The organism is Endozoicomonas sp. Z74 (assembly GCF_057680865.1).
In genome coordinates this window covers 1-12,524 of record NZ_JBLYZI010000068.1, presented here as the reverse complement: position 1 = coordinate 12,524, position 12,524 = coordinate 1, and the positions used below count along the sequence as shown (strand labels likewise).

General features: G+C 52.5%; 12 protein-coding genes and 1 pseudogene. 6 read left to right on the top strand and 7 right to left on the bottom strand.

What is annotated here, in order from left to right:
* Positions 1-9 precede the first annotated feature (9 nt).
* The 4 genes from dmpG to ACNRUY_RS17760 all read right to left on the bottom strand — a co-directional run bounded on the left by dmpG (position 10) and on the right by ACNRUY_RS17760 (position 3,714).
* A complete protein-coding gene (gene dmpG / locus ACNRUY_RS17775) occupies positions 10-1,038 on the bottom strand; it encodes a 4-hydroxy-2-oxovalerate aldolase (RefSeq protein WP_488112990.1) in 1,029 nt (342 codons plus the stop codon).
* A 3-nt stretch (positions 1,039-1,041) separates the two neighbouring features.
* Entirely contained in the window at positions 1,042-1,956 is a 915-nt protein-coding gene (locus tag ACNRUY_RS17770) for an acetaldehyde dehydrogenase (acetylating) (protein ID WP_488112989.1), read from the bottom strand.
* A gap of 4 nt (positions 1,957-1,960) precedes the next feature.
* Complete coding sequence (gene dmpE / locus ACNRUY_RS17765; RefSeq protein WP_488112988.1) at positions 1,961-2,752, bottom strand: 2-oxopent-4-enoate hydratase; 792 nt, start codon at positions 2,750-2,752, stop codon at positions 1,961-1,963.
* Between the two features lie 140 nt (positions 2,753-2,892).
* Positions 2,893-3,714, bottom strand: a complete 822-nt coding sequence (locus ACNRUY_RS17760; protein ID WP_488112987.1) for an alpha/beta fold hydrolase — start codon at positions 3,712-3,714, stop codon at positions 2,893-2,895.
* Positions 3,715-3,860: 146 nt separating this feature from the next.
* On the opposite strand from ACNRUY_RS17760, the gene ACNRUY_RS17755 reads away from it, so the two are divergent.
* Positions 3,861-4,640, top strand: coding sequence for an SDR family oxidoreductase (locus ACNRUY_RS17755; protein WP_488112986.1), 780 nt, complete (start codon positions 3,861-3,863; stop codon positions 4,638-4,640).
* Positions 4,641-4,657: 17 nt separating this feature from the next.
* On the top strand, positions 4,658-5,134 hold the full coding sequence (locus ACNRUY_RS17750; RefSeq protein ID WP_488112985.1) for an SRPBCC family protein: 477 nt from the start codon (positions 4,658-4,660) through the stop codon (positions 5,132-5,134).
* A gap of 27 nt (positions 5,135-5,161) precedes the next feature.
* On the opposite strand, the gene ACNRUY_RS17745 is transcribed toward ACNRUY_RS17750, so the two are convergent.
* The gene (locus ACNRUY_RS17745) at positions 5,162-5,590 is read right to left on the bottom strand and encodes an OsmC family protein (RefSeq protein WP_488112984.1); all 429 of its coding nucleotides are present in this window, start codon (positions 5,588-5,590) and stop codon (positions 5,162-5,164) included.
* 148 nt (positions 5,591-5,738) lie between these two features.
* On the opposite strand from ACNRUY_RS17745, the gene ACNRUY_RS17740 reads away from it, so the two are divergent.
* Both ACNRUY_RS17740 and ACNRUY_RS17735 read left to right on the top strand, forming a co-directional pair.
* Positions 5,739-6,896, top strand: a complete 1,158-nt coding sequence (locus ACNRUY_RS17740; protein WP_488112983.1) for a DUF819 family protein — start codon at positions 5,739-5,741, stop codon at positions 6,894-6,896.
* 82 nt (positions 6,897-6,978) lie between these two features.
* Positions 6,979-8,556 carry an N-acyl-D-amino-acid deacylase family protein gene (locus ACNRUY_RS17735; protein WP_488112982.1) on the top strand — a complete coding sequence of 526 codons (1,578 nt, stop codon included), beginning with the start codon at positions 6,979-6,981 and terminating at the stop codon, positions 8,554-8,556.
* A 101-nt stretch (positions 8,557-8,657) separates the two neighbouring features.
* On the opposite strand, the gene ACNRUY_RS17730 is transcribed toward ACNRUY_RS17735, so the two are convergent.
* The gene (locus ACNRUY_RS17730; RefSeq protein ID WP_488112981.1) at positions 8,658-9,029 is read right to left on the bottom strand and encodes a hypothetical protein; all 372 of its coding nucleotides are present in this window, start codon (positions 9,027-9,029) and stop codon (positions 8,658-8,660) included.
* Between the two features lie 110 nt (positions 9,030-9,139).
* Positions 9,140-9,865 carry a sterol desaturase family protein gene (locus ACNRUY_RS17725; protein ID WP_488112980.1) on the bottom strand — a complete coding sequence of 242 codons (726 nt, stop codon included), beginning with the start codon at positions 9,863-9,865 and terminating at the stop codon, positions 9,140-9,142.
* A gap of 155 nt (positions 9,866-10,020) precedes the next feature.
* On the opposite strand from ACNRUY_RS17725, the gene ACNRUY_RS17720 reads away from it, so the two are divergent.
* Together ACNRUY_RS17720 and ACNRUY_RS17715 are read left to right on the top strand one after the other, a co-directional pair.
* Positions 10,021-11,148 carry an ISAs1 family transposase gene (locus tag ACNRUY_RS17720; RefSeq protein WP_488112979.1) on the top strand — a complete coding sequence of 376 codons (1,128 nt, stop codon included), beginning with the start codon at positions 10,021-10,023 and terminating at the stop codon, positions 11,146-11,148.
* A gap of 57 nt (positions 11,149-11,205) precedes the next feature.
* Positions 11,206-12,335, top strand: a pseudogene (locus ACNRUY_RS17715) (IS630 family transposase).
* Positions 12,336-12,524 lie beyond the last annotated feature (189 nt).

Sequence of the window (12,524 nt, the reverse complement as noted above, 5' to 3'; positions counted from 1 at the left end):
ACGCTACCTCTATAACAGTCCCTGTTCTTTCGCCATGGTCAGAGCCAGGTCCTCAATCATGTCTTCCTGCCCCCCCACAGTGCCTCGGCGGCCCAGCTCTGCCAGAATGTCCCGGGCCTGAACGCCATACTTGGCTTCAGCCCGTTTGGCAAACAGCAGGAAGGAGGAATAAACCCCGGCATAGCCCAGAGTCAGGGCATCCCGGTCAATGCGGATCGGCTGATCCATCAGGGGCACCACCAGGTCCTCGGCCACATCACTGATCTTATAAAGGTCAACACCGGTCTCTACTCCCATCCGGTTCAGCACCGCAACAAAGACTTCCAGGGGCGTATTACCGGCCCCCGCCCCCAGGCCGGCTACAGAACCGTCAATCCGGCTGGCGCCTGCGTCTATCGCGGCCAGAGAGTTGGCAATGCCCATGGCCAGGTTGTGGTGGCCATGAAAACCGATCTCTGTCTCCGGCTTCAGTTCCGCTCTCAGGAGCCCAAGCTTTTCAGTCACTTCATCGGGCAGCATATATCCGGCAGAGTCCGTGCAATAGATGCAGTTGGCGCCATAGCTTTCCATCAGCCTGGCCTGTTCCAGAATCTTTTCAGCACTGACCATATGGGCCATCATCAGAAAGCCTACGGTGTCCATGCCCATCTTGGCGGACATGCCAATATGCTGTTCCGAAACATCCGCTTCCGTACAGTGAGTGGCCACCCGGATGGTGGATACCCCCAGATCCCTGGCCATGCGAAGATGGTCAAGGGTTCCGATACCCGGCAATTGCAGCGCCGACACTTTGGCATTCTTCATTTTGGGAATCACCGCATCCAGGTACTCTTCATCCGTGTGAGCGGGAAAGCCGTAGTTCACTGATGCGCCACCCAGACCATCACCATGGGTCACTTCAATCAGGGGAATGCCCGCCTCATCCATGGCCACGGCAATATTGACCATTTCATCCACGGAAATCTGGTGGCGCTTGGCGTGCATGCCATCACGCAGACACATATCATGGAGGGTGACTTTTTTGCCTTTCAGATCCATTGCTTATTCTCCCCGAGCCGGTAAAGTGATAGCGCCCTTGTCAGCCTCTTCCGCAAACATTTCCGCGGTTCTCAGCCCTGCTGCGGTCATGATATCGAGGTTACCGGCGTATTTCGGCAGGAAGTCCCCGAGCCCCTCCACCTCCATAAATACGGACACCCGGTTGCCATCAAATACCGGCCCGTTCACCAGCTTGTAGCCCGGCACGTATTTCTGAACCTCTTTCACCATGTCGTGAATGGATTCCGTAATGGCCCCCTCATCCGGGGTATCCGCCGTCAGGCAGTGGATGGTATCCCGCATGATCAGCGGTGGCTCCGCCGGATTGATGATAATGATGGCCTTGCCTTTTTTCGCCCCACCCACCTTTTCAACGGCACCGGAAGTGGTTCGGGTAAATTCATCAATATTCTGTCGTGTACCAGGGCCTACGGAGCGGGAAGACACCGTTGCCACAATCTCGCCATAGTCCACCTCCTGAACCCTGGAAACCGCGGCTACCATGGGAATCGTCGCCTGGCCACCGCAGGTCACCATATTGACATTAAGTTTCAGCTCTTCCGTATGTTCTCTCAGGTTCACGGGCGGAACACAGAAAGGACCAATGGCAGCCGGCGTCAGGTCAATCATAATGACCCCCAGCTCATTGAGCTTGCGGCTGTTTTCTTCATGGACATAAGCGGAAGTAGCATCAAAAGCGATGCGAATATCATCCTGAATCACATGGGGAAGAACACCGTCCACCCCCTCGGAAGAGGTTTTTATTCCCATTTCACGGGCCCGTTTCAGCCCCTCTGATTCAGGATCGATCCCCACCATCCAGACTGGCTCTATCCAGTCTGAACGCTTCATTTTCATCAGCAGGTCGGTGCCAATATTCCCTGGCCCGATAATGACGGCCTTCAGTTTCTGATTCATCTTCTTATTCTCCAAAGGTCACAGAAGCCTTGCCCAGGCCTTCGATTTCCAGTGTCATCTCATCACCGGGAGCAACCGGCTCCAGGGGTACCAGTGAACCAGAAAGGATAATTTCTCCGGCTTTGAAGGGAATGCCAAACTCCCCCAGGGTATTGGCCAGCCAGGCGACAGCGGTCAACGGATCCCCCTGGACTGCCGCCCCCACTCCTTCACTGATCAACTCGCCGTTTTTATAAACCTTCATCTGGGCGGAGGGCAGGTCAATGGTTCGGGGATCCACTTCTTCATTCCCCAGCACAAATACCCCACAGGAGGCATTGTCCGCCACGGTGTCTTGAATCTTGATCTGCCAGTTATGAATACGGGAATCCACAATCTCAAAACAGGGCATCACACACTCAGTGGCATCCAGTACATCCTGTTCGGTGACCCCAGGCCCCACCAGGTCTTTTTTCAATTTGAACGCAATCTCCCCCTCGGCCCTTGGCTGAATCAGCTTATTGGCTGAGCAGGAAATGGTTTCGCTGTTTTTGAACCACATCTGTTCGGTGATGAAGCCAAAGTCCGGCTGGTGGACATTGAGCATCTCCTGAACCGCTTTGGAGGTGACACCGATTTTCTTGCCAACAATACGGTCACCGTCTTTTACCCGACGCTCCACCATATGCAGGGAGATGTGGTAAGCATCCTCAATGGAGATGTCATTTTCACGGCGGGTCAGGGGGTCAATGGTTTTCCCGCTGGTCAGGGCAGCATACAACTCATCGCCGTACTGGCTTCTTTTTTGTTTGTCCATAATGTCCGTCCTCTTGTGTTGCGTTGCGCTTCACTTCTTTCAGCAGCAACCTACGTAAAGTTGCAACCTGGAGGCTTCTGCAAAGTTTTTTTCTGGAACCGTAGGTTGCTGCTGAGCACAGCGAAGCGCAACAGCCCTCCCTAACCATACCGGATAAAGTCAATGCACTGGCGGTTAAACCAGCCTTCATGCTCCACCATGGCCCAGTGCCCGCACTCGCTGAGCAGGGTAAACCGGATGTTGCGGCAGGCCTCCAGCATGGTGTCAGCTCCCCGGGATGGACAAAATTTGTCGTTCATTCCCCAGATCCCGAAAATCGGACACGTCAGCTCATGCAGTCGTGAGGTCATATTCGGCACCTGCATGGTGGACAGCACACAGGCGGGTTGTTCATGAACCACAGCCACCCTTTCGTTCACGGTGTCATCGGTAACCTGGGAGGCATCAAACAACTGCAGGCCCAGTAACCGCTTCATTCCGGCAGGCTCTTTCAGCTCGCCGGAAGCAAAGGCGGCAGCCATCTTCTGAATGCCTTCCATCTCCTGAAAGTACTGTTCCTTTTCCATCAGCCCGCCCGGGGCCATCAGGATCATCCGGTTCACCAGTTCTGGATAATCAAGGGCGAATTTAATGGCAATGGCTCCCCCCAGGGAGTTACCAACCAGGGTCAGAGAAGTGAGTTCCAGCTGATCCACCAGCCCTTTAATGGCGGTAACAAAAAAATCCAGCGTGTATTCTGTTTCCGGCTTATCACTCAAACCATAGCCCGGCAGATCGGGAACAATGGCCCGAACTCCCGCTTCGGCAAATGCGGGGTAGTTGCCCTTAAAATTGCTGTAGCCACTGGCGCCAGGACCACTGCCATGGAGAAAAAGAACCGCTTCCCCTTCACCGGCTTCGTGATAGTGAAGAGAAAGGCCATCCTCCAACTGAACATAATGACCCTCTGGAATTGCACTCATGCCCGTTTCTCCCATTTTTATAGAATGGAATTCTTTCAATGCAGCACAGCCCCATCATCGTCCAACAAGACTAATACAGCGCCTCAGCCAGTGGTTACCATCAGGCTGAAGCAAGATCAGAATAACTACAGGCAGGTAAATCAGTGATGAGTAACCCTCTGGATTTTTCAGATAAAGTCGTTCTGGTAACCGGTGGAGGTAAAGGGGCAGGCAGGGGAATCAGTGAACGTTTTCTGGCACAGGGTGCCAGTGTCGTCATCTGTGGACGGCAGGCACCGGAATCAATGCCAGAATACGCAGGCCACAAAGCGGTATTTTTCCCCTGTGATGTCCGGGACCTGGAACAACTCGATCAACTGATCAGCAGCACAGTAAAACAGTTTGGCCGTCTGGATGTCCTGGTCAACAACGCTGGGGGAGCGCCGGAAGCGGATGCCGCGACGGTATCCCCCCGGTTCTCCGAGGCCATCATCCGTCTGAATCTGATCGCCCCCCTGAACCTGTGCCAGAAAGCCAATGCCATCATGCAGGAACAGAAAGAAGGCGGCACCATCGTCAATATCTGCAGCGTCAGTGCCCAGCGCCCTTCACCGGGAACAGCGGCCTACGGTGCAGCCAAAGCCGGCCTGTTGAACCTAACCCGGTCCCTGGCGGTGGAGTGGGCTCCGAAAGTACGGGTCAATACCGTCACTGCCGGCCTGATACTTACGGAACAGGCTCACCTGCATTACGGCGACCAGAGCGGTATTGACAGTGTTGCCAGCACCATTCCCCTGCAACGGCTGGCCAACCCGTCTGATATTGGCGACGCCTGTCTTTATCTGGCATCGCCCTTATCCTCTTACGTCAGTGGTGCGGATATTACCGTTCATGGCGGCGGTGAAAAACCGGCCTTCCTGGATGCGGCCCGGAACACCTCAACATAAAAGCAGACAAAATAATCATGAATTCAGAAGCCACCTGCACTGTTGATATTGAACTCCCGGTTGACCAGGCATGGGAAAAACTCCGGGACTTCACTCAATCCGTCAACTACGTTCCCAACCTGACCGGCTGCAAGTTACACCCCGGCCCCACCGAAGGGGTTGGCGCCAGTCGAAGAGTCTTTCAGAAAAACGGCAAAAGCCTGGATGAAACCATTACCCGGTGGACTGAGCTGCAGGGCTTTACCATGCGCCTGCATGAAGGGGAAGGCCCTGCCCCGGCCCCTTTCAGGGACGCCAGTTTTACTTATGATATTCAACCAGCGGGGAATAAAACCCGCTTCACCGCCTCCATGAACTACAGCATTCGAGGTGGGTTGATGGGCAGACTGATGGATAGACTGATACTGAAAAAAGTACTGACCCGAGCGGTCAGTCAGATCGCTGGAAATATGAAGCGCTACTATGAAACCGGAGTGCCCAGCAACAGGGGCTGAGCCACTCAACACAGTCAGGGGTTACCCTCAACTTTCATGAAGCGTGTAATCCCAGCTCAGTTTTGTGCCGGATTCTGCCATCATGATGGATACGGAGCAGTACTTCTCAAACGTCAGTGAGAGTGCCCGGTCAATCTGTTTTTCAGAGATGCCACTGCCATAAATATCAAAATGCATATGAACCGCGGTAAACACCGTGGGTGGGGTCTTTGAGCGCTCTGAAGTCAAAGATACCTTGCAATCTTTGATGGGTTGACGCGCCTGGGTCAGAATCGAGGTCACGTCCATGGCAGCACAGGTGCCTGCGGCCGCCAGCAGCATTTCCATAGGCGATCCGGCGCTGTTTTTACCCCCAAACTGGGTGGGTGCATCCATCAGAACAGAGTGAGTGCCTTCCACATATTCTGTGTGTCCTACAAAACCCTTATCACCCAGCCATTGAATTGTCGCTTTCATTAAACTGCCTCTTGAAGAAATTACCGCAAGGATACCCATCTGTAACCCTGGCCTTGTTGATGCGTATCAAGGCAGTAACCGGTAGCTGGCCATAATCTAGAGCCCACCATAAATACGACACAATTCAAATAGTTGGAGGGAGAGCGGCATGATTGTAACGGGGTTCCCGTTTATCGCAGTAATGGCTGGCTTATGTGGTGTTCTGGTCTGGATAGAGCAACGATACCCCAGCCGTTTTTTCCGCTGGTTTCCCAGCATAGTCCTGGTGATGTTTGGCTCAATGGCTCTCTATACCCTTGGTCTATGGGAAATGACGGATTCCGTGAAAACTGCCAGAGCTGAAGTCCGTGACAATATGATCCCGGCCATGCTGTTCCTGATGTCCCTTAAGTTTGACCTCACCGTCATCCGCAAACTGGGCATGCGACTGATAACCCTCCTGCTGGGCTCAACAATCACTCTAATGGTGGGTTTTATCGTGGTTCAGCAGATCATGGCACCTCTGCTGGGTGATGAAACCCCATACACCTTTGCCGTGATGTCGGCCGGATGGACCGGAGGCACCCAGAATTTTGTGGCCATCAAGGAAGCACTGAATGTCAGTGATTCCGCCATGGCCTATACCTTGCTTATGGGAGCGCTCTGTTATTCCGTATGGCTGATCATTATCATCGCAATGAAGCCCTTCAAATCCCGCTTCAGCCACTTCCTGAGGGCAGATAACAGTGGTATCGATAAAGTGCTGGAGCAACTTCAGAATATAGGCAGTAGCCAGAAGCCCGATGTACAGGGGTTAATGCTGATGCTGGGCCTGTCTTTGATTGTGGCCGCCCTTTCCCATCATTTCGGAGGCCTGATCGCCGCCACCGGACTGCTGAATCCCATGGTCTGGGCCATCATTATTTCCTCCCTGGGGGGGATGGTACTGGCGCCCACAGCACTGGGCAGAATGGATGGCAGCAATGAAATCTCCACCATTATGCTGTATATTATCGTCGCCCTGATTGGTGCAGAGGTTAACCTCAGTGCCATAACCCGAGCCCCACTCTATATTCTTTCCGGGGTCATGATTCTGGCAATCCACGGTCTTCTTCTATTGCTCATCGGCCGCCTCCTCAGGCTTAACCTGCACTTGTGCGGCATTGCCTCCATCGCCAATATCGGCAGCGCACCTTCAGCGGCAGTGGTCGCTGCGGCATACGACAAAAACCTGATGCCCGTGGCAGTAATAATGGCACTGATCGGCTCCATGCTGGGTTCATTTGTGGGCCTGACAGTGAATGAGATATTGCTCTGGCTGGGATAAGGTCATACCCGCTTTTATGATGAACTGACCTGAAGGGATTCCGGCAAGGGCTTGCTTTAAGGAAAACCTTTAAGGAAAAGTAATGCGTCAGTTGATTAAAAATGCCTGGGTCATTGATGGCACCGGTAGTGATGCCTTTAAAGGGGAGATTCTGCTGGAAGACAGAGCGATTCTCGAAGTCGCTCCGCGAATTGATGTAAACGACAGTTACGTTATCGATGCCCGGGAAGGCAGGGTGACGCCGGGATTTATTGATGTCCATAGCCATACCGATCTGGCCACATTTATACCCGACGGCTTTCGCCCGAAAGTGCTTCAGGGCATTACCACAGAGCTGATCGGGCTCTGTGGCCTCGGAGTGGCGCCCCTGCCGGAAGCACTACAGGCTGAAGCCCGCAAGCGACTGATTATTGGCCACCCAGAGATAGAATGGCGGTGGGAGAGTTATGGGGAGTACTGCTCTGCCCTGGAAGCTCAGGGACTGGAAGTCAACCTGTCGGCTTTCGTTCCCCATGGACTGCTGCGATTCGGAATCTGCCAGGACAGCCCGGCGATAATGAACCAGGCGCAGTTGAAGCAGCTGGACGACCTGGCGGACAAAGCCCTGTCAGAGGGCGCACGGGGTATCAGTCTCGGCCTGATTTATCATCCAGCCCTGTTCAGTAACCGGGAGGAGCTGCTGACCATGGCCAGGGTGGCCGCCCGCCATAACAAGCCTGTGGTCGTACACCTGAGAAGTGAAAGTGATGAAGTCCTGGAAGCTTTAGAGGAGATGATCGGGATTTCAGAAACAGCAGGGTGTCAGCTTCATATTTCTCATCTGAAACTGATCGGGCGCCGTAACGGTCACAAATTGAATGCCCTGCTTGATCTGATTGACCGCCATCAACTGACCTTTGACCAATACCCCTACGGCTATGGCAGTACCACACTGCTGTCGATCCTTCCCCCGGAACTGATCAGAAGCTATCAACCGGACCAGCTGTTTCTGATGTTGCAGAAAGAGTCTGTCCGCCGGGAAGTGAAAGCCTGGTTTTCAGAACAGATCCTGCCGGAGAAGGGGGTACCCTGGGATAACCTGCCCGCCCTGGTTGGCTGGGACAACATACTGATCGTTGATGTGGAGACACAAGCCAGTCGGCAGTGGCTTGGACTTTCTATTTCAGACTGTGCCCGTCACACTGGCCAGCATCCCGTAGACTTAACCCTGGACCTGCTCATTGCCGAACAGGGAAACGTGCGAATGATTGATTTCTTTATGGATGAAGCTCTGGTGGAACGGATTTTTCAGCACCCCCGGGGAGTAGTCGGGACAGACAGCCTTCTGGGTGGAAGGCTTCACCCCAGGGTCTCAGGCACCTTTCCCCGCATTCTCAATCGATTTGTACAAAAGCGACAGTTGATGCCTGTAGAGCAGGCCATATACAAGATGACAGGCCAGAGTGCCGATATTTTCTCCATAGCGAACCGCGGACGTCTGGCAAAAGGTTATCAGGCGGATATTGCCCTGTTTCGCCCTGACTTTAGGGACCATGCAACCGTAGCAGAACCAGAACAGCCTGCCACCGGGCTGGACATGCTCTGGATTAACGGTCAATGCAAGGTAAATTCAGGGGTTTATCAGGCAAATCGGCCAGGTGAGTTGCTCTATTGCCGCTGACTCTGCTGAGTTGCGCTTCGCTTGTGTCAGCAGCAACATGGTTAAGGGCTGAGCACAGCAAAGCGCAACTGAGTTCTGACCAGTATTTGCCGGTACAGGACCTAAAGGTCCAGCCCCACCCCCAGTACTGAGTTCAGGCAGGCCTGAAAGCGCTGGGCATCGGCCATGGGCAGGTTTGCATACAGCTCTCTTTCAATCTGTTCCTTGTGATTTTCATCGGTAATCGTACAAACGCCATTGACCAACGCAAAACGCTGGTCATTGACCCGGTAAACGACGATATTTGGACGTTCCCCGCCCATGGAAATAACGGCAAAATCAATTCGGGCCCGGGCTGCCTGTAGATCCGCCACAACAGCAGCCCCATTATCGGCACCGATATGGACATGGGGATAACCCTGGTTGGAGTAATAATTGGGACCCGCTCCCTGGACCATTCCCATTCCGGTGATGACTTCTGTGACCGTTGGCATAATGTGCTTCTCCTTATTGGTTGGAGAGCACACTGTGTCCAATTCAACCCCGGCCTGTCAGAGTGAAACCCTTCCCTGGGAAGCCAGCCAGGGAGCTGGCTTGAGTGGAATCACTGAACCTTTTTATGGACATCTTTATAGGCCATCATCTCCAGCAGCCTTTCTTCCCGCTCCGGGGTAAAACCACAGGTTTTATTCCATTCCCGGGGATTCTCATAGGTCCCGAACAGCATATCCCACCAGACAATATCTCCGTAATTGTTTTTATGGCGGCCAAACTGATGGTGAATTCTGTGCATTTCCGGCCGCTGGAAAACATAACCCACCCAGCGCGGGGTTTTGACATTGGTGTGGTAAAAAAACTCACCCACCGCCGTAAACAAAGTATAAATAGCGGCGGCTTCCATTGAGAGGCCCAAAAGGGTATACACCAGCAGACTGCCAATGACCGAGTTGACCACCATCTCACCAGGGTGTTTGTAAAACGAAGTGATCACCTCCAGCCGTTGTGGACTGTGATGAATCTGATGAAACCCCAGCCATAGAAAGTCAGACTCATGGCGCCAGCGGTGCCACCAGTAGAACACAAAGGTCGCAATAAAATACGCAATAAAAGCACCCGCTGCGGGAGGCACATGGTCAGACAGTTTCAATAGCGACCAGGAGGACAGCCACAGCTCCCAGGTAATACCGGCCAACAGCACAACACCCAGCTGAAGCCCGTTGACCAATAGAACCCGCAATGGCCAGGTTTTCACTTTCGGAAGCGGCCAGCCGGGTATCAACTTCTCAAGAAAAAAGCAGCCGCAGAAAATCGTTATAATGATCGCCAGCATCCTTAACCTCCACTAACCCGCACAGGGCTTTCGCACCAAAATCCTTACGGTTTAGAATCGCTGAAAAACCTGTAAAACCAGCCTATTTTACGACATTTGATTTTCAAACCTGCTCCCTTGATGACCTTCCTCAACGAACTTACTGACCCCGCCGGGTGGGTGCTTGCGACCATAAACTGATTGATGTCTTGATGATTGCTATCTGCGCTATCATCAGTGGTGCTGGGTCCTGGGAAGATATGGAGGCTTACGGACAAGAGAAGTACGAGTGGCTCAAATCGTTCCTCGAACTCCCCTCCGGCATTCCGTCCCACGACACGTTCTACCGAGTCTTCAGCCTTCTTGATCCTGATGAGTTTCAGGCCTGCTTCACACGCTGGGTCAAGTCGGCTTTTCCTGAAGCGTTCACCTCATCTGGCGAACTTGGCGATATCGCCCCCATTGATGGTACAGCCATCAAAGGTTCCAGGGGCAGAGGTAAAGGCAAGAGAGCCGTCCACATGATCAGCGCCTGGAGTTCTAAACTGGGCGTTGTACTGGGCCAGAAGAAGGTGGATAAAAAGTCCAATGAGCTCACTGCCATCCCTGAACCTTTGGAAGCCATTGATCTCAGGGGCTCCTTGATTACAGCGGATGCCATCAGTTGCCAGAAAAGCATTGTTGAGGCCTGTATTGAGCAGGGAGCAGACTTCCTGCTAGCGGTGAAAGGCAATCAGGAAACTCTTCAGAAGGACATTCAGGCCACCATCGAATCACACTGGGAAGCACAACCCGTTGATGAGCTGTCCGGGGTCTTTGCGGAGCAAATCGACAGCGGTCACGGTCGACAGGAATACCGGTGTTGCTGGGTGTTCGACGAGCTTGCCAACCTCTCCACTCATTGGGACTGGCGATGCATCAGGCAGTTTGGTGTCGTACAAGCTGACCGGACAGCGACCACCTCTCTACGCTTCTATATTTGCAGCAGAAGTATGACAGCCGAAGACATGCTGTCAGCCACTCGGACTCACTGGGAAGTGGAAAATAACCTGCACTGGATGTTGGATGTGTCTTTTAACGAGGGTGCCTGCCAGACAAAGAACGACCATCCTGCAGAAAGCCTGTCTACCTTGAGAAGAATCGCTCTCAATATCCTGAAAATGGATGCCGGTAAATCGGGAAGTGTCCGGAACAAGCGTAAGAGGGCTGGATGGAGCAACCATTATCTGGCTCAATTACTCAAGCAGTTCATTATCGGCCCGGTTTGGTGCGTAAGCCCTAGTACATCATTTCACTGCCTTTGACCTCTGACAAAGAACACAGGCTCATATACAGGCATAATTCACATTTTTGATCCGATCATGCCTGTTAAATACCACATCCGCCTGTCTGCAGAAGAACAACAAACACTGAAAGAATTGGTAAAAAGCAAGGCAGCCCAATACAAACGTACACATGCTCAAATTCTTTTGGGGCTGGATGAAAATGGGCCTGCACTGAGTGAAATGGAAGTTGCTGAGGTTTGCGCCACTTCCAAGAAAACTGTCCAGAGAGCCCGAAAACGGGCCGTGGAAGAAGGGCTCGAGACCGCCGTTGAGAGTAAATTCAGCAAGCACGGTGGACGTCGTAGCCTGGATGGTGAGCAGCATGCACAACTTGTGGCACTGACCTGTTCAGAACCACCAGAAGGCCATTCTAGCTGGACCATGCAGTTCTTGGCAGACAAGCTCGTTGAGCTGGAGGTGGTAGAAAGTGTCTCTGATACAACCGTCTGGCGCGAGTTAAAAAAAACGATTTAAAACCCTGGCAGAAAAAAGAGTAGTGCATTCCGGCAAAGGGCAGCGCTGAGTTTGTGTCCTCCATGGAGGATATTCTGGATGTTTACAAGCGCCCCCATGATCCCAAAAAGCCTTTGGTTTGTATGGATGAAAGCAGTAAACAACAAGTCAAGGAGGTCAGATCACCTATTCCATTGTCTCCTGGCCAGTGCAAACGCTTTGACAATGAGTACGAGCGCAACGGTGTGAGTGCCCTGTTCATGTTTTTTGCTCCCCTTGAAGGTTGGCGGCATGTTGAAGTTACGGATCGGCGTACAGCTCAGGATTGGGCAGAGCAGATAAAGCAGTTGGTTGACGTGCATTTTCCTGAGGCCGAAGTCATTCGACTGGTAATGGATAATCTCAATACCCATAGTACTGCCTCTCTCTACAAGGCTTTTGAACCTGAAGAGGCTCGGCGCATAGCCAAGAAGCTGGAGATCCACTACACCCCGAAACACGGGAGTTGGCTTAACATGGCAGAGATAGAGTTGAGCATTTTAAGTCGTCAATGCCTTGATCGACGAATTCCTGATCAAGATACGCTCAAAGAAGAGGCTACCGCATGGGAGCAGAAGCGCAACAACTGCCAAGCCAAAATGGAGTGGCGATTTACCACCGAAGATGCACGGGTAAAGCTGAAGAAACTCTACCCGACAATCTCAGTGAAATGATGTACTAGTGTTTAATGACAGGATTATTATGCTGATTCATTGAGGGTTACCTTTGGTTTAGTTGTAGTAGTTCAGACCTGATCTGACAGTCACCGATTTTTCAGAGGGTGTCTGTCAGGTCAAATTCAGGCTACAAATTTTTCCTTCCAGATCTCTTTGCCATCTATCAGAGTTTCCATTGGCGTTCTT